The organism is Methylobacterium sp. E-046 (assembly GCF_022829625.1).
In the GTDB taxonomy this organism is placed as follows: Bacteria; Pseudomonadota; Alphaproteobacteria; order Rhizobiales; family Beijerinckiaceae; genus Methylobacterium; species Methylobacterium longum.
Genome location: NZ_JAKSYP010000255.1, coordinates 26,730 through 49,740, shown reverse-complemented (window position 1 = coordinate 49,740; position 23,011 = coordinate 26,730). Strand labels below are relative to the sequence as shown.

Here is a 23,011-nt window from a genome sequence, read left to right as displayed (position 1 = left end):
TGACCGGTCGCGTGCCCAGCGTGACCTTCAGCGTGGCTCCTTGTAGGCAGAGCCGTCGGCGGCGTGCAGCGGCTTCTCCACGAAGCGTCCCTGCCGCGGAACCGCGACCCGGTCGAACTCCGCCGCGAGGGTGTTGAGCGCCCGGCGCATCGCCATCCCCTGCAGGGGCCGGCCGTGACCGGTGATCACCCGTTCCGGCTCGAGGGCGGACAGCGTCCGGACCGAGTTGCGCGCCGCGTCCCAATCGATCGTCAGGTACATCGGCGGTCCGTGCAGCTCCGGCTCCTGAACCGCCACCGCGTAGACCGATTCCTGCGCGGTCGTCACGAAGGCGTCGCCGACGATCAGCGTGCGGTCGGCCTCTCGCCAGAGCGAGACGTGGCCCGGTGCGTGGCCCGGGGTGTGGATCCAGCGCCAGCCCGCCATGGGCGGCACCGATCCATCCTCCGGCAATGTCCGCAGTCGGCCCGACACGTCGACCGGTTTCGTCGGGAAGAGCGGCGACAGGCGGCCGAGAAGCCCGCCCCCGACGCTCGGGTCGGCGGTCGGATAGGCGGCGCTGCCGTCGAGATAGGGACGCTCGAGGGCGTGCGCGTAGACGGGGACGTCCCACGCCTCGGCCAGATCCTCCAGCACGCCGACATGATCGAAGTGTCCGTGGGTCAGCACGATCGCGGCCGGGCGGGCATCCGCGCCGAAGCGAGCCTCCGCGGCAGTCCTGATCGCGCGCTTCGAGCCCATCACGCCCGCGTCGACGAGGACCCAGCCGCGGTCCCCCGCCCCGGGTGTTCCGACGAACACCACGTTGACGAGGACATGACGTTGATAGGCAACATCGTCGGTGATCGCGTGGGTCGCGTCGTCCCGCACGGCGTCGGCCCGCGGATCGTCCGCGCGGGCCCCGGGGTCGACGGGGATCTGCTGGGCCATCTGCGGCGTCTCCCGTGCCGGGTATCGAAGGGGTGAGGCGGCGCTCCCTACGGCGCGTCCCGCCCGTCGGCAGCCGCATCGGCTCGAGATGCCGGTCCGCCCGTCTTCGGCCAACCGGACTTGCCGGGGCGGGTTCCCCGGACGGCCCGGCATCGCACCGGCCGAGACGCACCCCATATTGCGGGCATCGACGCTCCGTCCCAGGTCACAGCAGCCTCGAATCACAGCATGGCACCGAGCCCGCTCGCCCTCATCGCCTCAGCCGCCCTGATCGCCGCGGTCGCCGCCGGCACAGGCGCGATCGTCGTGCAGCAGGGTTCGCAGTTCAGCCATCCGCGCCGAGTCGGCGGCCCCTTCACCATGTCGGATCTCGACGGCCGCCCGGTGAGCCGCGCCGATCTCCTCGGCAAGCCCACCGCCCTGTTCTTCGGGTTCACCCACTGCCCTGAGGTCTGTCCGACGACGCTGGCGACCCTGTCGGGGGCGCTCGGCCGGATGGGCCCCACCGGGGACCGCCTCAACGTGGTCTTCGTGACGCTCGATCCGGAGCGCGACACCCCCGAGACCCTGCGCGACTACCTGACCGCCTTCGATCCGCGCATCCGCGCCTTCGTGGGCACACCCGATCAGGTCGCCCGGATGGCGGATGCCTACCACGTCGCCTACAAGCGCGTGCCCACCCGGAACGGCGACTACACCCTGGAACACTCGGCCACCGTCGCGCTGTTCGACAAGACCGGCCGCATGGTGGGTGAGATCGGCTACGGTGAGGACGAGGCGCGGACCCAATCCAAGCTGATCACGCTGGCGCTGCCCGGCCAGTGCGCCCAAGGTGGCGGCGCCAACCTCTGGACGACCGACGGGAGTTCGGACGCCTGCGGCCCGCGGAGCTGAGACCCACGGGTGAGGGACGGCTGGGCCGGGACCCGACCGGCTGCGCCGCGGAGAGCAGTACTCAAAGCAGGCTTTACGGCGAAGCTCCGGTCACGGTTGGGGATTGGCCATACTCCCGACGCATTCCACCTGCTCACAACTCTGAATAGTCGAGCTTGTGCAACGTGCCGGCGACCGGCAGCGTCAGCTCGGCGCTCTGGTCGACAGGCGCGCGCCGGTGCGTCCGCCGGACGCCGCGGAACAGGGAAAGTCCGGGGACATGCGGATCGCAGGTTGCAACGCCGAAGCCGGCGCGAGGGACGGGGACGCGCGGGACGGACGGCCTTCGGCGCTCCTCAACCGCCGCTCATTCCTGGTCGGCTCGGCGTTCGGGGTCGGCGCCCTCGGGCTCGGGGGCTGCGGGACATCCGACAGCTTGATCCTCGCTGAAGCGGCGAAGATCTACGGTCCGATGCCGAATGAGAAATTTCCGATCCCCGCGGCTGATGTCAGCAAGGTCAACCCGAAATACTACCGCCGGACCGTAGCCTACGACACCAAGGAGGCGGCCGGCACGATCATCGTCGATCCCGCCAACTTCTATGTCTACCGGGTCGAGGGCGACGGATCCGCCACCCGCTACGGCGCCAATGTCGGCCGCCAGGGCTTCCTCTGGAACGGGGACGCCTATGTCGGCCGCAAGTCCGAATGGGCGACCTGGACGCCGCCGAAGGAGATGATCAAGCGCCAGCCCGAAGCGGCCAAATACGCCCGCGGTATGCCGGGCGGCCTCGAGAATCCGCTCGGCGCCCGGACCCTGCATCTCTACCAGAACGGCGCCTACACCCTCTACACGATCTACGCGAGCAGCGATGCCGAATCGATCGGGACCGGCATCACGAGCGGTTGCGTGGGGTTGCTCAGCCAGGACATGATCCACCTCTACGCCCGCACGCCGGTCAAGACGAAGGTGGTGGTGCTGCCCGCGTAGACGGCCCGTGCCGGGATCGCCGGCCGGTCCGGACGAACCGTTGGCTTGCCGCCGCAAGTCTGCTTAGAGGCCCCGCGGGTCACGGGACCCGTCCGTCACACCGGGGCTCCAGCTTGATCACGCGCCGTGTCCTGACCGCCCTCGGGCTCCTCGCCCTCGCGCCGCTCCCGGCGCCATCACGGGCGGCCTCGGGTGGGCCGCGCCTCGCGCCGCCCGAACCCATGGATCTCGAACGGCTCAAGGACCTCGCCCGAAGTCTGCGGGACCGGCCCCACGCGCCCCCCGCCGAGGCGCCGGCCGCGAAGGCCCTCGATGCCCTGACCTACGGGCCGCTGCAGGAAATCCGCTACCCGCCCGGCCACGCGCTGTTCGCCGACAGCCCGTATCCGGTGACGTTCTTCCATCTCGGCAATTTCTTCCGCCATCCCGTGAAGGTCTACGCCCTCGAAGGCGGGCAGGCCCGGGAGGTGCTGTACGCCCACGACCTGTTCACCTACCCGGCCGGCAACCCGGCCAAGGACGTTCCGGACGGCGCCGGCTTTGCGGGCTTCCGGTTCCAGAAGGTGCCGGCCGGCCAGCCCGGCGACGACGGCGACTGGCTGGCCTTCCTGGGCGCGTCCTATTTCCGCGCCGCGGGCGACGGCGAGCAGTACGGCGCTTCGGCCCGGGGCATCGCCATCGATACAGCACCGGGCCCGGGCAAAGCCGAGGAATTCCCGGTCTTCACGCGCTTCTACGTCAGCCCGGCGGAGAAGGGCGCCGTCACCGTCCTGGCCCTGCTGGAGGGGCCAAGCCTCACCGGTGCCTACCGGTTCGTCGCCCGCAAGGCACCGCACGTCGTCATCGACGTCGCCTGCACCCTTTACATGCGCAGAACCGTCGAGCGGTTCGGCGTCGCGCCGCTGACCTCGATGCTGTGGTACTCGGAGGGAACAAGCCGGTTCCTCGCCAGCGACTGGCGCACCGAGGTCCACGATTCCGACGGGCTGCTGATGCGGACCGGTGCGGGCGAGCTGATCTGGCGGCCCCTGAACAACCCGCCGCGCCTGAGCGTCAGCGCCTTCGCGGACCGTTCGCCCAAGGGCTTCGGCCTGCTCCAGCGCGACCGCACCTTCGATCACTACATCGACGAAGGTTTCGAGGAGAATCGACCCGACATCTGGGTCGAGCCGCAGGGAGACTGGGGCCAGGGCAGCGTTCAACTCGTGGAGATCCCGACCCATCAGGAGACCGACGACAACATCGTCGCCCTCTGGGCTCCGGCTGAGCCGCCGACAGCCGGGACCGATCGCAGCTACGCCTACCGCCTGCGCTGGACCGTCGCGGAGCCGGTCGCCACGGATCTCGCCCGCTGCGTGGCGACGCGCGCCACCAAGGGTTCCTGGCTCGCCGAAGCCGAGCGGCGGCCGGGGCGGGCCAATCTGGTGCGCCAGTTCGTGCTGGAATTCGAAGGCGCCGCCCTGTCGGGTCTCGACCCGGAGAAGGCTGAGGTCGCCCTGACGCTCTCGCGCGGGAGCGTCGAGGAGGTGGGCGCCACCTGGGCACCCTACGGCAGGCCAAGTCCCTGGCGGGTCTTCCTGAAGGTCTACGCCGAGGGTCCGGAGCCGGTGGAGATGCGCCTGCAGCTCAGGTCCGGCGGCCGTCTTCTCTCCGAGACCTGGGCCTACCGGTACGACCCGGAAGCCCCCGGAACGGTCCTGTGAGCGGCGGATTCGGCGCATTGCCGGGACTGTTCCGCGCCCGGTAGAAGCCTCGCCCCAGCCCCGTCGCGTCCGAGGCCGTCATGAACGGCGAACAACCATCCGGCCCGCAGCCTCCGAACCTGCCCGAAGTCCTGACGCGCCTGCTCACGGCGCCCAAGGGCGCGATCTGGCCGACGCCGGAGGATCGCCACCGCCCGCGGCCCGGCCCGCAGAGGCCGCGCCAGCCGAGCCGGGCGGTGCTGGGTGTGTGGCTGTGGGTGATTTTCTACAACCTCGTCGGTTTCGCGATACTGGCGACCCTATGGCAGACGATGCAGTAACCCGATGATTCGATTTCGCTTCCCACCCGCGCGTTCGGCCCGCGTGGCCTTCGCGGCGCTGCTCCTGTTGGGCGTCGCGGCCCCCGCGACCGGAGGGACGGCCGGCGACGCCCTCAACGCAGATGACGGGACGGGAGCCGTGAAGGTCTGCGCGCCGGTCGCGATGCCGCGCTGGCGATCGATGACCCCGGTGCCCAAGACCTGGACCTTCCTGGACTGCATGGGCTTCTCGGGCGAGATGGGCGCGAGCCATTTCCAGCTCGGCTGCTTGTTCACCAACGTCACGCCCCACGCGCAGAAATACGCCTGGGGGCCAGTGGTGCAGATCGAGAAGTCGGCCCTCGGCAAGTCCCAGGCGCCCATGCCGAATTGCGGCTGGTAGCCCGTGCCGGATCAGTCGCCCGCGACAGACCAGTCGAGATCGAGGGCGAGGCGGGCGCGGAAGACCACGCGCCCGGTCGCGTCCCGGACCTGCGCCTCCAGGCGCAGATCGGCAGGCGCGATGGCAGGCAGGTGCCGCGGTCGGACCCGGACAAGGTCGTGCGCGGCCTCCACCAGCGCTTCGGCGGCCGAGTGACACGCCTCCCGCTCGCCGACAAAGTCGAGCCCCTCGTCGTCGCGGGATAGACCCTGGCCGTCTATGAAATCGGTGAAGTAGCGCACGGCGCAGGACCTCACGGGCAGGTCAGGAGCGTGGGCCGCGGCCCGACGCCTGTCGCTAACCTGTGTAAAGGACTCGGCCGTGCAGTCAGGCCTGGGCGCAGCCCGTCCGACTCCGGGCAAGCTTGGCCTTGATGGGGCATGGCGGAACCGGCGCGTCTCCAGACTTTCGCTGAGAGATTGTCTAAAAGTGTACGATGCACAAGGGATGTTGTGAGCGGACACCCGGCACGCGCAGGGGCTGAGGCTAGGTTCGCCCACGACGCCGAAGGTTGCGACGGCGGTTCACTCGGTCGAAGCGTCGATGTTCACACGTCCCGCCGTCGGGCGTCGAAGGTGGCATCTCCGCCGCGTGCCGCCTGAAAGAACAGGCGTCCGCAGATCGTCTCGCCCGGGTCGAAGCAGTGGGGCGATGCCGGACCGGCGGTCGTCGACACGCCGACCTGATCGCGTCCCGCGGAGCGCGCAAGGGGCCGATCAGGCGCTCGTACTCGGCCTCTGCACGCCCGTAGTCTGACCGGCCGCCCACCCAGCTGCGCACGGCTGAGGAGCCGGATCCGCCCACACCGAGCCGGGACCAAGCGGGCCCCCTCCAGCGCGTGGATCGCCACCGTCGCCTGAGGCCTGCGCACGCCCACCCTGATCGACAGAAATTCATGGATGACGGAGATATCGTCCTCTTCCTTCCGATCGTGGTGCATCCGAAGCCAGCATGCGAGCCGTTCCTCGCCCGGTGCTCCCGCGCAGGCGACGGCCGTCTGCCCGATCTGCCTCAGGAAGGTCGGGGCGGCGCGCGGCAGGAGCATGTGCAACGATTCGCGGGTTTCGGCCGCCAGCAGGGCGGGCGCGGAAATCCGTCGGCCGTATCCGGTGACCCGCATGAAGATCTGATCGCGAACCGAGTCGGCGCCTCGCATCAGCGCGGGGACAGTCCTGCCGTTGCGGCCGAAGAGTTCGACCTCGATCCGACCGCCTGCCGCCAGAGCTCGAAACCAGCGAGCACAACGGGTTTGATGACGACGGCGTGCGGGTTGGTCTCGGCCGGTTTCACCGGCACCAGGCCAGGGGGAAGGTCGACTGGCTCGCAGTGCGGTTCGAGCCGTGCGCCGTCGGTCCGGAAAGGGCAGCACGAAGGCGGTTCTGATGGGCCATCGCGGTGCGGTGTGCGCAGCGGCGGACCCGCGCGTCGGCCCGGCCCCACGCTTCGAAGGCGTTCGCCGAGCCATGATCGGAACGTCAGGGGAATGCGAGCCTGTACTGCTCTCGCCTTCGGGAGCGTCTGGAATCAAACTGTTTCAGCCGCCTGAATGTGGCGGGCTCCCCAAGCAACACCGTCCACAAGTCGCGACCCTCGATCCAAAGCTTCGTTAAGTGCGTGCACCCATACCGTTCAACTGCAGCGTGGAGATGTGGCCCCGGCGCCACGTGAGCCCCCATTGCAGGGTTCGCTCTGTCCAGGGGCGCCGAGGTGCTTTGACGTGCGCCACCGATCGGTCTAGAGATCTGAATACACGACAAGCAAGAACCGTGCCGAGCGGGTGTGGTTTCTGCTGACAAACCGTGTCGGAAAGGCGATCGGGGCTTCGCATGAGTTTGGTGCAACGGCTGGAAGTGCGTCAGGGCCAAGCCCTGGTGATGACGCCGCAGCTCCTGCAAGCAATCAAGCTCCTGCAACTCTCACAGCTCGACCTTGCCGCTTATGTCGACGCCGAGCTGGAGCGGAATCCGCTGCTCGAGCGCGCCGAGGCCGAGCCCACGAACGCCTCCGAGGCTGCTGGAGATCACGGGGACGAGGCCGGCTCGGACGGCTTCGAGACGGCGGAGCCCGAAGCGTGGCTGTCCACCGACCTTAATCCCAGCCGGAGCGAGATCGAGAGCGATTTCGACACGCGGCTCGACAACGTCTTCCCCGACGAGTCGCCGGTTCAGGCGCGGGAGGCTGCCGGGGGCGACATGCTCTCGCTCACGCCGCCCCCGTACGGCAGCACCGGCGGGAGCTTCGACGCCGAGGCCCCGGATTTCGAGGCGACCCTCACGGCCGAGACCTCGCTGCGCGATCACCTGGCCGGCCAGCTCGACCTCGCGACGCGCGAGCCCATCGAACGGCTCGTCGGCGGCTTCCTGATCGACGCGGTCGACGAGGCCGGCTACCTGCGCGAGACCGTGGAGGGCGTGGCCGAGCGGCTCGGCGCCGATCCGGCACTCGTGGCCCGGATGCTCGGCGTCGTGCAGAGTTTCGACCCGCCCGGCGTCGCGGCCCGGGACCTTGCCGAATGCCTCGCGATCCAGTTGCGCGAGCGCGACCGGTTCGATCCGGCCATGCAGGCGCTGGTCTCGCGCCTCGATCTCGTGGCTAAGCGCGACTTCGCCGCGCTCCGGCGGCTCTGCGGCGTGGACGACGAGGATCTCGTCGACATGCTGGGCGAGATCCGCCGCCTCGATCCCAAGCCCGGCCGGGCCTTCGGGTCGAGCGCCGTCGAGGTGCTGATCCCCGACGTGTTCGTGCGGGCCGCGCCGGACGGATCCTGGCTGATCGAGCTGAACGGCGAGGCCCTGCCGCGGGTTCTGGTCAACCAGAGCTACTACGCCCGCGTCGTGCGCGGCGCCTCGGCCGAGGGCGACAAGGCCTTCCTGTCGGAGGCCCTGCAGAACGCCAACTGGCTCACCCGCTCCCTGGAGCAGCGAGCCCGCACGATCCTCAAGGTCGCCACCGAGATCGTGCGCCAGCAGGACGGCTTCTTCGTCCACGGCGTCACGCACCTGCGCCCGCTGAACCTCAAGACGGTGGCCGAGGCGATCGGAATGCACGAGTCGACCGTCTCGCGGGTCACCTCCAACAAGGCGATCGGTACGAGCCGCGGCACCCTGGAGATGAAGTACTTCTTCACCGCGGCGATCCCCGGGGCGGCGGGCGCGGCGGCCCATTCCTCCGAGGCGGTGCGCCACCGCATCAAGCAACTCGTCGATGGCGAGGCGCCCAACGACGTGCTCTCCGACGACGCGCTCGTGCAGAAGCTGCGCGGGGAGGGGGTCGACATCGCCCGCCGGACAGTGGCCAAGTACCGGGAGTCGCTGCGGATCCCGAGCTCGATCGAGCGCCGTCGCGAACACTTCGCCCACGTTCCCGCCCACCAGGCGGCCGTGGCTCTGCGCTGAGATCCCGGCCGGGCTTGCGCCGAAGGCCGGTCCGGCCCATCCGTGGCGCCGGATCACGACGCCTGGACCTGCGATGACACCGACCGGAACGCCCTCGCGCAGCCTCACCGCCATCGTGCTTGCGGCCGGGAAAGGCACGCGGATGCGCTCGGACCTGCCGAAGGTGCTGCACCGGATCGCCGGGCGCAGCATGCTCGGCCATGTCCTGGCCGCCGTGCAGGCGGCGGGCGCGGGCCGGATCGCCGTCGTGGCCGAGCCCGGCCGCGACGACGTCGCCGCCGAGATCGCGACGGCGGCTCCCGGCGCACGGGTCTTCCCGCAGGCCGAGCGGCTCGGCACCGCCCATGCCGTCCTGGCCGCGCGGGACGTGCTGGCCGATCCGGACGACGACGTGGTGATCGCCTTCGGCGACACGCCGCTGGTCACCGCCGAGACGTTCCTGCGCTTGCGCGCGCCCCTCGCCGACGGCGCGGCGGTCGCCGTGCTGGCCTTCGAGACCGCGACGCCAACGGGCTACGGCCGCGTGCTCACCGAGGGCGAGCGCGTCCTGGCAATCCGCGAGGAGAAGGACGCGAGCGCGGCCGAGCGCGCCGTGACCCTGTGCAACGCCGGCCTGATGGCCCTCGCCGGGCGGCACGCCCTGGCGCTGCTGACCCGCATCGGCAACGACAATGCCGCCGGCGAGTATTACCTTCCCGACGCGGTGGCGCTGGCGGCGGCCGACGGCCTAGCGGTCGCCGTGGTGCCGGTGGACGAGGCCGAGGCGCAGGGCGTCAATGACCGGGTGCAGCTCAGCGTCGCGGAAGCCGCGATCCAGGCGCAGCTGCGGCGCACCGCCATGCTGGGCGGGGCGACCCTGATCGCCCCCGAGACGGTGTTCCTCAGCCACGACACGCTGCTGGGGCGCGACGTGATCGTGGAGCCCAACGTCGTGTTCGGTCCCGGTGTGCGGGTGGCCGATGGCTGCACCGTGCGGTCCTTCGCGCATCTCACCGAGACCAGCCTGGAGGCGGGCGTCCGGATCGGACCGTTCGTGCGGCTGCGGGGCCACGCCGTGCTGGAGGCCGGCGTGGAACTCGGCAATTTCGTCGAGCTGAAGAACGCCCGGATGGGCGCGGGCGCGAAGGCCGCGCACCTGACCTATCTCGGCGACGCGGAGGTCGGCGCCAAGGCGAATATCGGCGCCGGCACGATCACCTGCAATTACGACGGCGTGCTCAAGCACCGGACCATGATCGGCGCGGGCGCCTTCATCGGCTCGAACACGGCGCTGGTCGCCCCGGTCACCGTGGGGGAGGGGGCCTACGTGGCCTCGGGCTCGGTGATCACCGACGACGTGCCGGCCGACGCCATGGCGGTCGCCCGCGGAAGGCAGGCGGTGAAGCCGGGCTGGGCCAGGGAGAAGCGCGCGGCTCTGCAGGCCGAGAAGGCGCGGCGCGCGAAGGGCTTGTGACGCCCGGCCGGCGGGCCTCGCACGGGGGCTGGCACTGCGCCACCCCGATCCGGTACAAGTCACGCTTGGGCCCGCGCTGAGCGGGACGGCCCGGACCTTGCGCAGCGCCCTCGCGCGGCCATCCGGGCGTCGAAGCGAGAGACAGTTTCATGTGCGGCATCGTCGGCATCGTCGGGCGCGACGCGGTGGCGGGGCAGGTGATCGAGGCCCTGCGCCGGCTCGAATATCGCGGCTACGATTCCGCCGGCATCGCCACCTTGGAGCATGGCCGATTGGCGCGTCGGCGCGCCTCCGGCAAGCTCGTCAACCTGGAGGCCAAGCTCGATCAGGAGCCGCTGACCGGCACGATCGGCATCGGCCACACCCGCTGGGCGACCCACGGCCGGCCCAACGAGACCAACGCCCACCCGCACGCGACCAAGCGGCTGGCCGTCGTCCATAACGGCATCATCGAGAATTTCCGCGAGCTGAAGCAGGAGCTCGAGGCCGACGGGGTCGTGTTCGAGACCGAGACCGACACCGAGGTCGTCGCCCAGCTCGTCAGCCGCAACATGGACCGGCAGATGGGGCCCGTGGAGGCGGTGGCCGCGGCCCTGCCGCGGCTGCGCGGTGCCTTCGCGCTGGGCTTCATCTTCGCGGGCGAGGAGAACCTGCTGATCGGCGCCCGCCACGGCGCGCCGCTGGCGATCGGCTTCGGCCAGGGCGAGACCTATCTCGGATCCGACGCCCTGGCCCTCGCCCCGTTCACCGACGCGATCACCTATCTCGACGAGGGCGACTGGGCGATCCTGTCGCGGAGCGGGTCCGAGATCCGGGACGCGTCGGGCGCCACGGTCGAGCGGCCGCGCCAGAAGATCGCCACGCAGGCCTACCGGATCGATAAGGGCGAGTACCGCCATTTCATGGCGAAGGAGATCCACGAGCAGCCCGAGGTGGTGGGCCGCACGCTCGCCCACTACGTCGATATGGCGCAGGGCCGGGTCATGCTGCCGGAGGCGCTGCCCTTCGACTTCGCCAAGCTCAGCCGCGTCTACATCACCGCCTGCGGCACGGCCTATTACGCGGGCCTCGTCGCCCGCTACTGGTTCGAGCAGGTGGCGCGCCTGCCCGTCGAGATCGACGTCGCCTCCGAGGCCCGGTACCGCGAGGCGCCCCTGGAGCGCGACGGGCTGACGCTGGTCATCTCGCAATCGGGCGAGACCGCCGACACCCTGGCCTCGCTGCGCTACGCCAAGAGCCAGGGCCAGCACACCCTGAGCGTGGTCAACGTGCCGACCTCGACCATCGCGCGGGAATCCTCCGTGGTGATGCCGACCCTGGCGGGGCCGGAGATCGGCGTGGCCTCGACCAAGGCGTTCTCGTGCCAGCTCACCGTGCTGCTGTGCCTCGCCATCGCGGCCGGCCGGGCGCGGGGCACGCTCGACGCGGCCGGCGAGCGGCGGCTGGTCGACGCGCTGATCAAGGCGCCGGGCCTGATGGCCGAGGCGCTGACCCACGAATCGGCGATCGAGGTGCTGGCCCGGGAGGTCGCGAAGGCGCGGGACGTCCTCTATCTCGGCCGCGGCACCAGCTATCCGATGGCGCTGGAGGGCGCGCTGAAGCTGAAGGAGATCAGCTACATCCACGCCGAGGGCTACGCGGCGGGCGAGCTGAAGCACGGGCCGATCGCGCTGATCGACGAGAGCGTGCCGGTGATCGTCATCGCGCCGCACGACGCGGTGTTCGAGAAGACGGTGTCGAACATGCAGGAGGTGGCCGCCCGCGGCGGGCGCATCGTACTGATCGGCGACGCGAAGGGCGCGGCCGAGCACGGGCTCGACACGCTCGCGACCTTCACCATGCCGGCGGTCAACGCCACCGTGGCGCCGATCGTGTACGCGGTGCCGATCCAGCTGCTCGCCTACCACACGGCGGTGTTCATGGGGAAAGACGTGGACCAGCCCAGGAACCTCGCCAAGTCGGTCACCGTGGAATAGGCCCACGGCGTCGTATGCCCGCGATCCGCTCCCTCACGGCGCCGTCCTCGCGAGTGGGATGCGCCCGACGTGCCCGCGACGAGGCCCCCCATGACCGCACGTGACGCCGACGTCCTCCACTGGCTCGACGGCCAGGAGGGGGCCATGCTGGCCCTCCTCGCGGAGCTGGTGAACATCGATTCCGGCTCCTACGACAAGCCGGGCGTCGACGCGGTCGGCGCCCGCATCGCGGCCTTCCTGGCCGAGCACGGCGTTCCGGTCACGACGGTCCCGGTCGAAGGCTACGGGGACGCGCTGAAGGCTCAGGTCGCCGGGTCCGGAGGCGGCAACCGGCCGGTCGTGCTGATGGGCCACCGCGATACGGTTTTTCCGAGGGGCGAGGTGGCGCATCGCCCGTTCCGCATCACGGAGGGCCGCGCCTACGGGCCGGGCGTCGCCGACATGAAGGCGGGCCTCGTGATGAACGCCTTCGTGCTGGCGGCCTTCCACCGGACCGGCGCGCCGGTGCCGCTCATCGGCCTGTTCACCAGCGACGAGGAGATCGGATCGCCGGCCTGCCGACCGATCATCGAGGAGACCGCGCGCGGCGCCCGGGCGGTGCTGAATTCCGAGCCGGGTCGGCCCACCGGCAACGTGGTGACCGGCCGCAAGGGCGGCGTGTTCATGCACCTCGAAATCGTGGGCAAGGCGGCCCATTCCGGCGGCAATTACGCGGACGGGCGCAGCGCGATCGGTGAGCTTGCCCACAAGACCATCGCGTTCCACGCGATCACCGATCTCGACCGCGGCACCACGGTGAATGTCGGGCTCGTCGCGGGCGGCCAGTCGGTGAACACCGTGGCGCCCCGGGCGACCTGCGAGATCGACCTGCGCTACGTCACGCCGCCCGATCGCGGGGCAGCCATGGGCCGGATCGCCGCGATCGTGGAGCGCTCCACGGTGCCCGGCACGACCGCGCGCCTGACCATCAAGGGCGAGTTCCTGCCGCTGGTGCAGGACGAGGCCTCGCGGACCCTGTTCGAGACCTACGCGCGCGTCAGCGCGCGGCACGGCACGCCGGTGGAGGGCGAGTTCGCCGGAGGCTGCGCGGATTCCGGCTTCACCGCCAGCGTCGGTTGCCCGACCCTCTGCGCCGTCGGACCCGTCGGCGGGAAGGCCCATTCGCCCGACGAGTACCTGGAGGTGGCAAGCCTCGTCCCCCGGGCCCGCGCGATGGCCGAGACGATCGCGGCTTTGGCGGCGGGCTGATGGCCCGGGACACGTGCAGGGGCTTCGGTCTCGCAGGGGCTTCAGTCTCGCAGGGGCTTCGGTCTCGCCCGCCCGTTTGAACCGCAGACCGCCGTAAATTTCGGATCCCGTCGGCCGATACAGGTCACCGATGACGGGGAGGGGTTCTTCCCCGGCTACTACCTGTACTCTCCGAGCCGGGCCGATGTGCCCTGTGTACCCGGGCCGTCACCGACCATGTCGGTGCCCCCCACCGCGGGCGGATCCGGCCGCGGTCGATCGGCGCCCTTAGTCCCGCAGGGCCGCCATCAACCGGAGCAAGAAGTCGTCGAGGGCGGCCTTGTCGATCCAGCGCAGGACCGCCACGAGGTCGCGCTCCGGATCGCACCAGATCACGTTGTTGCCCGCTCCGAGCGCGCTGAAGGCGGAGGCGGAAAGCTGCGGTTTGGCGGTCGCCCCGCGGTTCAGCCACCAGAGATAGCCGTAGCTGTCGAGGGTGGGGGAGGGGGTCAGCATGGCGCGGATCCAGCGCGCCGACAGGAGCTGCCGTCCGTCCCAGGCCCCGCCCCGGGCGATGAGCAGCCCGAACCGGGCGTGGTCGTCCGTCCCGATGAACAGGCCGCCGCCCCAATGGCCGCCACCCGGCACAGATTGCATCCGTACGCCGCCGGCCTCCACCCAGGCGGTGTCGTAGCCCTGCCAGGCCCAGTCCTGGGACGCGCCGATCGGGTCCATGATCCGGGCGCGCAGCACCTCCGGGAGCGCCCGGCCGAAGAGGCGCATCAGGCAGTAGGCCAGAAGGTTCACCCGCACGTCGTTGTACTCGTAGTAGGTGCCCGGCGGACGCAGGGCCCGCTTCTCCCCCTTGCGGCTGTTGTCGGCCCGGGGGCCGATCTGCCGGAAGTGGTCGACCTGATCGGATTTGCCGAACAACGTGCCCTGCCACTCGCTCGATTGCTGCAGCAGGTGGCGCCACGTGATCGCGCCGTTATGCGGCCCGTCGAGGAGCGGATCGGGCACGCTCGCCCGCACCGGCGCATCCACGTCGGGGATCAGCCCGTCGTCATGGGCGAGGCCGGCCAGCACCGCGAGGTAGCTCTTGGCGATCGAGAAGGTCATGTCCGGACGGCGCGTATCGCCCCAGGCGGCGACGCGGCGTCCGCCCTTCAGGATCACGCCGGCGGGTCCGCCCCGCGGGCGCACCGGACCGGCGATGTCGCTCCAGGGCCCGCGCTCGTTCCACTCGACGATTCCGACATAGCGCCCATCGGGATAGTAGAGGCTGCGCGGCCACGCGCTCTCGCTGGCCTCGGCGAAGGCGACCGCTCCGGCGAGCCGCTCGGCATCGAATCCCGCCGCATCCGGATCCTGCTCCGCCCAGACGTCCGTCGGCCAAGTCGCCTCGATTCCCTCGGTCACACGCGATCTCCTGACGGCCGTCCCCGTCGCCGCACATGCAGGGGCCGCGCCGTGGGGATCCGGGCAAGTAGGGCGAGGACCCCGGCCCGGCAGGGCCTCGGCGGCCGGCCGAACATCGTGATCGCCCATGCCGATCCCGAGGGGTTCGCCCGGCGACTCTACGGAGCCGGCGCCCGCCTCGTCCTCGACGGGCGCATCGGAGGGCTCTGCGGTCGCCCGTCGCAGAGCACGCATCTCACGTCAGGGCCCGGACCGGGTCTCGGTCGTCCCGCACCATGAACCATCTCGACGCGATCCGGCGCAACTTCGGGCGCTGCCTCATTCCGGCCCTGTGGGCTCATGTTCCTGCCGTTGCCGCCGCCGAAGCGCTCCTGGGCGGCGGGCTACCGCCCCTGGCACCGGTCGTCGCCGCGGCGATCCTCGCGGGAACCGTGACGCTCCTGTGGCTGAATGATCCGGTCGGGCCGGCCACCCAGATCGTCAGCGGGTTGGCCCTGATCGGCATGGCGGCAAGCCTTCTCACCGTCTTCACCGGTCATCGCTGGCAGATCGACTTGCACATGTCCTTCTTCGCCTGCCTGGCCGTGCTCGTCGGATGGTGCGACCGGCGCGTGATCCTCGCGGCGACCGCCGCCATCGCGATGCATCACCTGACCCTCGACGTGGCGATGCCCGTGCCGCGGTGGCCGTCGTGAACGGGATCGTGCGCACGGTCGCCGAGGCGGCGGCCGGCACCGTCGAGGCCACCGGGGCGACCGCCGGCAGCGTGCTGGCCTCGGCCTCGGCGCTGTCGAACCAGTTCGACCATCCGGGGGCCGAGGTCGAAAGTTTCCTGGCCTCCGTCCGCGCCGCCTGATCAGACCTTGCCGGTGAAGCGCGCGGCGCAGCCCGGATGGGCCGCGACGAGATCCGCGCCGCGCGCGCGCCCCAGGACCATGCAGGCGGTCGACAGCCCGTCGGCGAGCAGTCCCGTCGGCGCCGTCACCGTCACCGAGGCGAGGCCGGGCGGGGACCGGCCCGTCGCCGGGTCGAAGATGTGGTGGTCGGTGCGGTCGTCCGAGAAGCGCATGGCGTAGTCGCCCGAGGTCGCCGCAAAGCCGGCGAACGGGGCGATCACGGTGGCGACGACGGCGGGGTCGCGGGGATCGGCGAGTCCCAGGCGCCAGGGCGTGCCGTCCGGATGCGAGCCGGACGCGCCGAACTCACCGGTATCCACGAAGGCATCGCCGATGCCGCGCGCCCGGAGCGCCGCCATCACCTGGTCGGCGGCGTAGCCCTGGATCAGGGCGTTCAGGGTCAGCGCCGTTCCGGGCTCCAGCACGATGCGGTCCGTGCCGAGATGCACGCGCCGCCAGCCGACCTGCGCCAGGGCCGCGCGGAGGGCGCCAGCCCCCGGTTGCTCGCCCCGGGCGGCGGCGCCGGCCCAGACCGGCCAGAGCGGTTGCACGGTGGGGTCGAAGGCGCCACAGGTTTCGTCCGCGAGGGCCAGGGCGAAGCGCAGCAGGGCGACGAGGTGCGGATCGGGCGCCTCCAGGATGCCGTCCCGGTTGAGCCGCGCCAGGGCGCTGTCGGCCAGGAACAGGCTGGCGGCCGCCTCCACGGCGCGCATCGTCGCGAAGCCGTCGCTCAGCGCGTCCTCGACCGCGGAGCCGTCCGGCCCCGCGGCCGTGAGCGCCACGGTCGTGCCGAAGGCGAGGCCGGCGCGGGTTCGCAGCGTCAGCCCCCGCGACGCCGCGGAGGCGCAGAACGCCGCGATTCCGCCGAACCCGGCGAGTCCGGCAGCCCCGATGAGGACGTGGCGGCGCGCGGGGGTGAAACGAGCCGGCGCACTCATCCGACGGTCACCGGCCGGGGCGCGGCGCGGTGCGCCCGCTTGCGCGCCACCACCTGCGGCACGCATTGCTCGGGATCGTGGATGATCGTCACGCACTCCATGCACTGGAAGCACTCGGCGTAGTCGATCCGGCCGGAGGGCGCGATGGCACCGTAGCGGCAGCGGACCTTGCAGAGCTGGCACGGTGAGCCGCACTCCGCCCGGCGCGGGATCCAGTCGAGGATCCGGGCTCGACCCAGGAGGGCGAGGCCGGCGCCCAGAGGACACAGGTAGCGGCAAAACCCTTTGTAGACGAAGAGGTTGAGAACGAGCAGGCCGGCCGCGTAGGCGACGAACGGCCAGGATCGCACGAAGGAGAGGGTGATGGCCGTCTTGAACGGCTCGACCTCCGAAACGGTGTCCGCGAGGGGCGATCCGGCGGCGGCGGCACCGAGAATGCCGACGAGCACGACGTACTTCACCGGACGCAATGCCCGGTCGAGGCGCGCCGGCACCGCGAGCTGCCGGATGCGCAGCGGTCGCGCGAGCAGCGCCACGAATTCCTGCAGCGCGCCGAAGGGGCAGAGCCAGCCGCAGAAGGTGCCGCGTCCCCAGGCTACCAGCGCGGCCAGCGCGAAGACCCAGAGCACTAGCGAGGGCGGGTCATAGAGCAGGAAGGCGAGGTCGTGGCTGACGGTAGCGGCGCGGACGAGACCGACGAGGGTTACGATCGAGAGCTGCGCCTGCGCGTACCAGCCCACGAAGCCGAGCGTCAGCGCCAGGAAGCCCAGGCGGAAGAGGGCGAAGCGGCGACCATCGGCCACCAGCCCGCGCTGGCGGCTCAGGACCGGCACCAGCACCGCGAGCATCAGCCCGATCAGCCCGAGTTCGGGGCCCCGGGCCCGCCACGGGTCGGTCCAGTTCGGCCCGTCCTCCGGGCGGACGCGGGTGAACAGGTCGGCGGGGAGCTTCGTCTCGACCGGGAAGGCCCGGGCGATCTTCTCCGACAGGATCTGCCCGCGCTCGCGGACGATGGTCTCGGCCAGGACCCAGGCAGCGGACGGATCGAAGCCGGCGGCCTGATCGATCCGCAGGATGGTCCAGGGACCGGGCGGGAGACCCTCGGCGCGGCCGGCGTCGCGGCGCTCCACTGCCATGTCGCGGGCGTTTACGATCAGGCCGCCCTGGCCGACGGCCAGCCGTTCGGGCACCGCGCCCAGCACGAACCGGTCGCCGATCGGGTTCTCGGGCGCGTCCTCCGGCCCGGCGCTGATCACCATCACCGCGTGGTTGCCGGGGCCGAGCTCGCGCATCAGCGCGTCGTACCGGACCTCACCCAGCAGGTTGCGGCCGATCGTCGGCACGTTGAGATAAGCAACGATGAGGTCGGTCAGCACCGCGTCGGGGCGCCCTTCGGCCCGATCCTCCACGCCGGTTCCCTTGAAGGCCGACGCGGCGTGAGCGTTCGTCACCGTCAGCCGCCCGACCCAGCCCCGGGCCACGAGATCGGCCAGGGTGAGAGGCTCGTAGAGGTCAGCCCTGGCCTCGACCTTGAGGCCGACATTGGCGGCGCCGAAGCCGAGCTTCGCGCGCGCCACAGCGAGGGCGGAGGCCAGGATCGACTGGTTGATCACCCGGGTCGAGGCGGTGGCCATGGAGATGCCGTCGACGGTGGTCTGCGGCGCGGCACCGGCGGCCCGGGCGTTCGGTCGGCCGACCCGGATCGCCTGCCGGGCCGAGAGGCCGGCATATTGCTCCACGAAGGCGAAGAGCGGCTCGGAGCCGAGGCCCTCGAGGAAGACCGGCTCGTGATGCGCGATCACCTTCACGTCGCGGAAGGTGCCGTCGGGCGCCAGAGCGATCAGCAGGTCGGGGGGCGTGCCGCCGAAGCCGGGGATCGGCGCGAGATCGACCGATTCGAAGGCGTAGGCGAACACCTCGTAGGCGCCGGCCTGCTGCTTCAGGATCGGCCAGACCGGGAGCCGGTCGTCCTTCTCGCCGACCACCAGCGGGGGCGGGAAATACTTTTCGAGGGCCGCGCGATCGAGTTGGCCGGCCCGGGCCGAGAGGGTCGGCAGGAGCAGGACGAGCAGAAGCAGCGCGGCGCGCAGGAGCATAACCGGACCCCGGCCGCCGCCCACCGCGGTCCGGAGCGCGGGTGGGCTCGGAGGCGTTCCCCTCCGCATCGGCCGGACATCCTCCCGGCTTCCGCCGCCGGCTGGGGGGGGGCACACATCCCCGTCGAACACGGACGCTGACGGCGGAACGCGACGGGTCCCCTCTCCCGCATCGAAACGGGGCCCCGCGCTCCGTCCCGCCGCCTCGGCGCCAATGCCGATGGATGGATCGGATCGCCTCTGCGGAGGCGGGAGATGCCACCGTGCGGGACTGCGGAAGCCTCACGGCGCCGCACCGGCGGCGCGCCCGTCCGGTGCCTGCGCCGCCGTCATCGGCCGCGCCGCCGCGCCCCAGGGAAAGCGGCCGACCTTCACGGTCTTGATCGGCTTGAACGTCTCGGCGTCGATCACCGTCACGTCGCCCGAGACGCCGTTGGTGGTGAAGAGCCGCGTACCGGCGGCGTTGAGCGCGAGCTGCCAGACCCGGCGGCCGACCAGGATGTAGCTCTCGACCTGGAAGGTCGCGGTATCCACGACCGCGACTCGATCGGACGGACCGAGAGCCACGAAGGCGTGGCGACCGTCCTTCGACATCTGGATACCCACCGGCTGGATCCGGTCGGGCGCGATTCCCTTCACGGCGAACGCGATCGTCTCGGCGACCTTGCGGGTGGCGACATCGATCACCGAGACGGTTCCGCCGATCTCCGAGGAGGCCCAGAGGCGCGTCCCGTCCGCCGAGAACGCCGCGAAGCGCGGCCGCTGCCCGACCGGCGTGGCGTCCACCGCCTCCAGGCTCCTCGTGTCGATCCAGTGGACCATGTTGGTGGTTTCGGAGGTGGTCACGGCGGTGCGGCCGTCCGGGCTCACCGCCACACCCTCGGGCTCGATGCCGACGTCAATCTGCGCCAGGACCTTGCGGGTCTGCGCGTCCACCACGGTGGTGGTGGCGTTCTCCTCGTTGGCGATGAACAGCGTGCGCCCGTCCGGCGCCAGCGCGAACTGCTCCGGATCCTCGCCTGAGGGGAGGTTGTGCCGGACCTCGCCGGTATCCGGGTCGATCACCTGCACGGCGTCGGAATCGCTGGCGCAGACGTAGAGCGCCCGCCCGTCCTTCGAGAAGGTCAGCCCCCGGGGCCGCCGGCCGACCGGGAAGTTGCGCATCACCGCGAAGCTGTCGCCGTCGATCACCGAGACGGTGTTGTCGCGCTCGTTCGTGACGAAGATCTCCTCGGCCTGCGCCGGGGCCGATAGGCAGAGCAGGAGGGCGATGGGGGCGAGCCAGCTCATCCTGATGTCCCCGAGAACGCGCGGCAGGCACTCTCCGGCTCGTCAAGGCCGAGGGTGTCGAGTTCCGTGCGGTGGTGGAGGTAGCCCTCGATCGGCGCCGTCGCCGTGACGGCCCCGGGCCAGAGCAGGAAGACCGGCTGGCGCAGCTGCCCGTCCCAGGCGCGGAAGCTCAGCGGCCGGCCCTTGAAGCCGCCGACCTCGAAGCCGGGCGCCGCCAGGGCGGCGCGGACCGTGGCGGGATCGGTGCTGCGCGCCTTCACGGCGGCCTCGCCGATCGCGTGCACCGCCATCCATCCGGCCCAGTCGACCGGCCGCATCGGCCGCCCGGCGATCTTCCGGAACCGGCCCTGGAGCTGCACGGCCGCCCAGGCCTCCACGGGCCGCCCCCAGGCGGCAGGCGAGAGCCCCTGCGTGCCAACGACCGGCCGGGGCGCGGCGGTGTTGTAGTTCAGGCTCGCTCCGAAGGCGCCGGCCTCGTCGGCCACCGCCACCACATCGTGCTCGGGCCCGCGGGTCGGCAGGGCGAATTCGCGAAGCGCCGTGTCGCGGACATCGCCGCCCTGCGGGTCGTAGCGGGACTCGACGACGATGCGGGCCCCGAATTTCCGGGCGCTGCGCTTCAGCGCCTCGGCGTAGAGCGCGTCCCCGGGCGCCGGCCCGGTCACCAGCAGGATCCGCGACCAGCGCTTGAACGCGAGCAACTGCACCAGCGCGTCGGTCAGCATGGCGCGGGACGGCAGGACGTGGAGCAGGTTCCGCCGGCAGTCGGCGTCGCGCAGCCGCGTGTCCGGGGCGGCGATGTTGAGGAGCACGCTGCCCCGCGCCTCCGGCAGGTCGGCGAGGGCGAGGACGTCGGCGGCCGGCGCGTTCAGCACCACGAAGCGGCGGTCGGCGAGGTCGCGGAATGCCTGGCGGATGTCGTCACCCGGCTCGATTACGCTCGCGTCGAGCCCGAAGCTCAGGCCGAGGAACCGGCCCGTGGCGTTCGAATCCCTCAGGCCGAGTTCCGCGCCCTTCGCACCCTCGTCATCGGGGATCGGATCCTCGTTGTTGAGGGGTACCGGCCGCTCGACCCGCCGCTCGAGGTAGTGGATCGTGAGGGGTGGCCCGGCAACCGGGGTCACGGCCTCGGCCGCGGGGGCCTGCGCCAGGCTCGCGAAGGCGAACGGCAGAAGCAGTGCGGCCAGGGACCGTCCGCACGTCCAGACCCGCCGCGCACCGGGGGACACCATCCTCGCCCGTCTCCTCACATCCCCGCGGTTCTGTTCGTTGCCGCGGATCCTACGGGCTTGATGTTGCGTGCCGATATTGGACCAAGGTGCACCCATCAGTTTTGATGCAGTGCAACACAAATTGTGGATGGACATAACCCAGTCGAACCGTACCAAAGCATAATGGGTCGGGCGCCCGGACCTTGCTAACCGTCGTTCAAAGACGACGGGAGGCGGCGGATGCGCAGGATGAAGACGGCGACGGGGGGCGTGCTCGTGGCGCTCGGACTGGCTGTCGGAGCCGGCAGCGCCCTCGGGCACGGCGACGTTCAGCCCCAGCCGGTCAAGACCGACGGGCTGAAGCCGCTGGGCACCGAGTGGGTCACCGAGAACCCCTACAAGGGCGACGCGCACGCCATCTCGATCGGCGCCTCCGGCTTCAACCAGAACTGCGCCCGGTGCCACGGCCTGGAGATGATCTCCGGCGGCCTCGCTCCGGACCTGCGATACCTGCCGCAGGGCAAGGAAGGCGACGAATACTTCGTCGAGCGCATGAAGCACGGCGCGGTGATCAACGGCGTGACCAAGATGCCGGCCTTCGAGGGGATCATCTCGCAGGAAGGCCTCTGGGCGATCCGCAGCTACATCGAGTCGAAGCATGAGGAATAGGGCGCAGCTCCTCACGGCCTGCGGGCTCGTGCTGGCGCTCCGGTTCCAGCCGGAGGCCGCCGCCCGTCCGCTCGATCAGGTCGTCGCCGACGGAACGCTGCGGGTGGCGGTCTACGGCGACAACGCCCCGTTCTCCGACGAGGTGAAGGGCAAGCCTCAGGGCATCGACGGCGACCTCGCCCGGGCCATCGCCGAGACGCTCAAGGTGAAGCTCGACCTGCGCGTGGTCGATGCCGGCGAGAACGTCGACGGCGACCTACGCCTGAATCTGTGGCGCGGGGATCTGGCGGGAACGCCGCTCGCCGACCTGATGCTGCACGTGCCCACCGATCGGCAGCTCGCCCTGCGCAACGACCAAGTGTTCTTCACGGCCCCGTATCTCGAGCAGGAGATCGCCTTCGCGTACCGGAAGGACGCACTGGAGGGTTTCGACCGGCTGGATGACATCGGCGACCGGAGCGTCGCCCTGGAGGGCACGAGCGCGGCCGACTTGATGCTGCTCACCGCGCAGGGCGGCCGGTTCCGCCCGAACCTGAAGCACTACAAGAGCTTCGAGGAGGCCGCGAAGGCATATCTCACCGGCGAGGCCCCGATCCTGGCCGGCACCCGGGCGGCGATCGAGGCGGCCCTGTCCGCCGCCAGGGCGCCGAAGGACGACAATCCGATCGCGACCGTTCCCTCGACAGGTCTCGTCAAGACCCGTTGGGAGATCGGCGGCGCGGTGCGCACCGATTCCCGGGATCTCGCCTACGCGGTCGGAGACGCGATAACGGCGTTGAAGGCGAACGGCCGCCTCAAGGCGATCTGCGAGACCTATGGCGTCAGCTATACGCCGCCGAAGGGGTATTGAGTCGCGCTTCGGTGGCGACTGACGACGACACGGAAAGGGCGCCGATCGATCCGAAACTCCGACCCATCCCCTCCCTGCCGAGATGCGGCGCAAGCCGCCTCGAAGGAGCCCCCCGGAAGGCGTCGCGATCCCTGGAGCCCTCCTTCGAGGCCGCGCTCCGCTTCGGCACCTCACGACAAGGGCGCGGTTCGGGGCGCTGCTGATGCCGCAGGCGTTACACGATCCCGCAAGGCCACACGCCGCCGCTCCGGGCTAAAGCCGGGATCGACGGCGATGTCCATTCTGTTAAATACAGTCTAATCGCCGGACCAATCGCCGACTCATTGGACCAATGGCCAATAAGACTTCTCTGA

At 70.9% G+C, this 23,011-nt stretch carries 20 protein-coding genes; 13 read left to right on the top strand and 7 right to left on the bottom strand.

The features are described from left to right. Positions 1-27 precede the first annotated feature (27 nt). Positions 28-930: an MBL fold metallo-hydrolase gene (locus MKK82_RS28465; RefSeq protein WP_238290745.1), complete on the bottom strand. Its 903-nt coding sequence runs from the start codon at positions 928-930 to the stop codon at positions 28-30. 228 nt (positions 931-1,158) lie between these two features. Between MKK82_RS28465 and MKK82_RS28460 the strand changes: the two genes are divergently transcribed. The 5 genes from MKK82_RS28460 (at position 1,159) to MKK82_RS28440 (ending at position 5,199) form a co-directional block, all read left to right on the top strand. Next, positions 1,159-1,824, top strand: a complete 666-nt coding sequence (locus tag MKK82_RS28460) for an SCO family protein (RefSeq protein WP_238290744.1) — start codon at positions 1,159-1,161, stop codon at positions 1,822-1,824. A gap of 259 nt (positions 1,825-2,083) precedes the next feature. Then, a complete protein-coding gene (locus MKK82_RS28455) occupies positions 2,084-2,794 on the top strand; it encodes a L,D-transpeptidase (protein WP_238290743.1) in 711 nt (236 codons plus the stop codon). Positions 2,795-2,907: 113 nt separating this feature from the next. Then, on the top strand, positions 2,908-4,497 hold the full coding sequence (locus tag MKK82_RS28450) for a glucan biosynthesis protein (protein WP_243987571.1): 1,590 nt from the start codon (positions 2,908-2,910) through the stop codon (positions 4,495-4,497). Positions 4,498-4,577: 80 nt separating this feature from the next. After that, the gene (locus MKK82_RS28445; protein ID WP_238290740.1) at positions 4,578-4,817 is read left to right on the top strand and encodes a hypothetical protein; all 240 of its coding nucleotides are present in this window, start codon (positions 4,578-4,580) and stop codon (positions 4,815-4,817) included. A 4-nt stretch (positions 4,818-4,821) separates the two neighbouring features. Next, the gene (locus tag MKK82_RS28440) at positions 4,822-5,199 is read left to right on the top strand and encodes a hypothetical protein (RefSeq protein ID WP_238290739.1); all 378 of its coding nucleotides are present in this window, start codon (positions 4,822-4,824) and stop codon (positions 5,197-5,199) included. Positions 5,200-5,210: 11 nt separating this feature from the next. Here MKK82_RS28440 and MKK82_RS28435 read toward each other — a convergent pair whose 3' ends face one another. Next, positions 5,211-5,495, bottom strand: a complete 285-nt coding sequence (locus MKK82_RS28435) for a DUF6894 family protein (protein WP_243987570.1) — start codon at positions 5,493-5,495, stop codon at positions 5,211-5,213. 1,569 nt (positions 5,496-7,064) lie between these two features. On the opposite strand from MKK82_RS28435, the gene rpoN reads away from it, so the two are divergent. From rpoN to MKK82_RS28415, 4 genes are all read left to right on the top strand, one after another. Further along, positions 7,065-8,633, top strand: coding sequence for an RNA polymerase factor sigma-54 (gene rpoN, locus MKK82_RS28430; protein WP_238290737.1), 1,569 nt, complete (start codon positions 7,065-7,067; stop codon positions 8,631-8,633). Between the two features lie 73 nt (positions 8,634-8,706). After that, on the top strand, positions 8,707-10,086 hold the full coding sequence (gene glmU, locus MKK82_RS28425; protein WP_238290736.1) for a bifunctional UDP-N-acetylglucosamine diphosphorylase/glucosamine-1-phosphate N-acetyltransferase GlmU: 1,380 nt from the start codon (positions 8,707-8,709) through the stop codon (positions 10,084-10,086). A 149-nt stretch (positions 10,087-10,235) separates the two neighbouring features. Then, positions 10,236-12,062 carry a glutamine--fructose-6-phosphate transaminase (isomerizing) gene (gene glmS, locus MKK82_RS28420; protein ID WP_238290735.1) on the top strand — a complete coding sequence of 609 codons (1,827 nt, stop codon included), beginning with the start codon at positions 10,236-10,238 and terminating at the stop codon, positions 12,060-12,062. A gap of 90 nt (positions 12,063-12,152) precedes the next feature. Then, positions 12,153-13,310: a M20 family metallopeptidase gene (locus MKK82_RS28415; protein ID WP_238290734.1), complete on the top strand. Its 1,158-nt coding sequence runs from the start codon at positions 12,153-12,155 to the stop codon at positions 13,308-13,310. 267 nt (positions 13,311-13,577) lie between these two features. On the opposite strand, the gene MKK82_RS28410 is transcribed toward MKK82_RS28415, so the two are convergent. Continuing rightward, positions 13,578-14,708, bottom strand: coding sequence for a serine hydrolase domain-containing protein (locus MKK82_RS28410; RefSeq protein WP_243987568.1), 1,131 nt, complete (start codon positions 14,706-14,708; stop codon positions 13,578-13,580). Positions 14,709-14,983: 275 nt separating this feature from the next. Here MKK82_RS28410 and MKK82_RS28405 point away from each other — a divergent pair, with 275 nt between their 5' ends. Beyond that, positions 14,984-15,403 carry a hypothetical protein gene (locus tag MKK82_RS28405; protein ID WP_238290732.1) on the top strand — a complete coding sequence of 140 codons (420 nt, stop codon included), beginning with the start codon at positions 14,984-14,986 and terminating at the stop codon, positions 15,401-15,403. After that, on the top strand, positions 15,391-15,564 hold the full coding sequence (locus MKK82_RS28400) for a hypothetical protein (RefSeq protein WP_238290765.1): 174 nt from the start codon (positions 15,391-15,393) through the stop codon (positions 15,562-15,564). The genes MKK82_RS28405 and MKK82_RS28400 overlap by 13 nt, the downstream gene beginning before the upstream one ends. On the opposite strand, the gene MKK82_RS28395 is transcribed toward MKK82_RS28400, so the two are convergent. From MKK82_RS28395 to MKK82_RS28380, 4 genes are all read right to left on the bottom strand, one after another. Then, positions 15,565-16,542 (bottom strand): FAD:protein FMN transferase, encoded by a 978-nt coding sequence (locus tag MKK82_RS28395; RefSeq protein WP_243987566.1) that lies wholly within the window; start codon positions 16,540-16,542, stop codon positions 15,565-15,567. Then, entirely contained in the window at positions 16,539-18,638 is a 2,100-nt protein-coding gene (locus MKK82_RS28390; RefSeq protein ID WP_238290763.1) for a 4Fe-4S binding protein, read from the bottom strand. Before MKK82_RS28390 ends, MKK82_RS28395 begins: the two co-directional genes overlap by 4 nt. A 282-nt stretch (positions 18,639-18,920) precedes the next feature. Beyond that, positions 18,921-19,928 carry a YVTN family beta-propeller repeat protein gene (locus MKK82_RS28385; RefSeq protein WP_238290728.1) on the bottom strand — a complete coding sequence of 336 codons (1,008 nt, stop codon included), beginning with the start codon at positions 19,926-19,928 and terminating at the stop codon, positions 18,921-18,923. Then, positions 19,925-21,160, bottom strand: a complete 1,236-nt coding sequence (locus MKK82_RS28380) for an ABC transporter substrate-binding protein (protein WP_243987564.1) — start codon at positions 21,158-21,160, stop codon at positions 19,925-19,927. Before MKK82_RS28380 ends, MKK82_RS28385 begins: the two co-directional genes overlap by 4 nt. A 219-nt stretch (positions 21,161-21,379) precedes the next feature. On the opposite strand from MKK82_RS28380, the gene pedF reads away from it, so the two are divergent. Then, the gene (pedF, locus tag MKK82_RS28375; protein WP_373323366.1) at positions 21,380-21,808 is read left to right on the top strand and encodes a cytochrome c-550 PedF; all 429 of its coding nucleotides are present in this window, start codon (positions 21,380-21,382) and stop codon (positions 21,806-21,808) included. After that, a complete protein-coding gene (locus MKK82_RS28370) occupies positions 21,798-22,658 on the top strand; it encodes a substrate-binding periplasmic protein (RefSeq protein ID WP_238290721.1) in 861 nt (286 codons plus the stop codon). Before pedF ends, MKK82_RS28370 begins: the two co-directional genes overlap by 11 nt. Positions 22,659-23,011: the final 353 nt, after the last annotated feature.

What these genes read in the sequence shown, in the direction of transcription:
- MKK82_RS28465 (WP_238290745.1), bottom strand. Translation starts at nt 930, where the DNA reads ATGGCCCAGCAGATCCCCGTCGACCCCGGGGCCCGCGCGGACGATCCG.
- MKK82_RS28460 (WP_238290744.1), top strand. Translation starts at nt 1,159, where the DNA reads ATGGCACCGAGCCCGCTCGCCCTCATCGCCTCAGCCGCCCTGATCGCC.
- MKK82_RS28455 (WP_238290743.1), top strand. Translation starts at nt 2,084, where the DNA reads ATGCGGATCGCAGGTTGCAACGCCGAAGCCGGCGCGAGGGACGGGGAC.
- MKK82_RS28445 (WP_238290740.1), top strand. Translation starts at nt 4,578, where the DNA reads ATGAACGGCGAACAACCATCCGGCCCGCAGCCTCCGAACCTGCCCGAA.
- MKK82_RS28440 (WP_238290739.1), top strand. Translation starts at nt 4,822, where the DNA reads ATGATTCGATTTCGCTTCCCACCCGCGCGTTCGGCCCGCGTGGCCTTC.
- rpoN (WP_238290737.1), top strand. Translation starts at nt 7,065, where the DNA reads ATGAGTTTGGTGCAACGGCTGGAAGTGCGTCAGGGCCAAGCCCTGGTG.
- glmU (WP_238290736.1), top strand. Translation starts at nt 8,707, where the DNA reads ATGACACCGACCGGAACGCCCTCGCGCAGCCTCACCGCCATCGTGCTT.
- glmS (WP_238290735.1), top strand. Translation starts at nt 10,236, where the DNA reads ATGTGCGGCATCGTCGGCATCGTCGGGCGCGACGCGGTGGCGGGGCAG.
- MKK82_RS28415 (WP_238290734.1), top strand. Translation starts at nt 12,153, where the DNA reads ATGACCGCACGTGACGCCGACGTCCTCCACTGGCTCGACGGCCAGGAG.
- MKK82_RS28405 (WP_238290732.1), top strand. Translation starts at nt 14,984, where the DNA reads ATGAACCATCTCGACGCGATCCGGCGCAACTTCGGGCGCTGCCTCATT.
- MKK82_RS28395 (WP_243987566.1), bottom strand. Translation starts at nt 16,542, where the DNA reads ATGAGTGCGCCGGCTCGTTTCACCCCCGCGCGCCGCCACGTCCTCATC.
- MKK82_RS28390 (WP_238290763.1), bottom strand. Translation starts at nt 18,638, where the DNA reads ATGCTCCTGCGCGCCGCGCTGCTTCTGCTCGTCCTGCTCCTGCCGACC.
- MKK82_RS28385 (WP_238290728.1), bottom strand. Translation starts at nt 19,928, where the DNA reads ATGAGCTGGCTCGCCCCCATCGCCCTCCTGCTCTGCCTATCGGCCCCG.
- MKK82_RS28380 (WP_243987564.1), bottom strand. Translation starts at nt 21,160, where the DNA reads ATGGTGTCCCCCGGTGCGCGGCGGGTCTGGACGTGCGGACGGTCCCTG.
- pedF (WP_373323366.1), top strand. Translation starts at nt 21,380, where the DNA reads ATGCGCAGGATGAAGACGGCGACGGGGGGCGTGCTCGTGGCGCTCGGA.
- MKK82_RS28370 (WP_238290721.1), top strand. Translation starts at nt 21,798, where the DNA reads ATGAGGAATAGGGCGCAGCTCCTCACGGCCTGCGGGCTCGTGCTGGCG.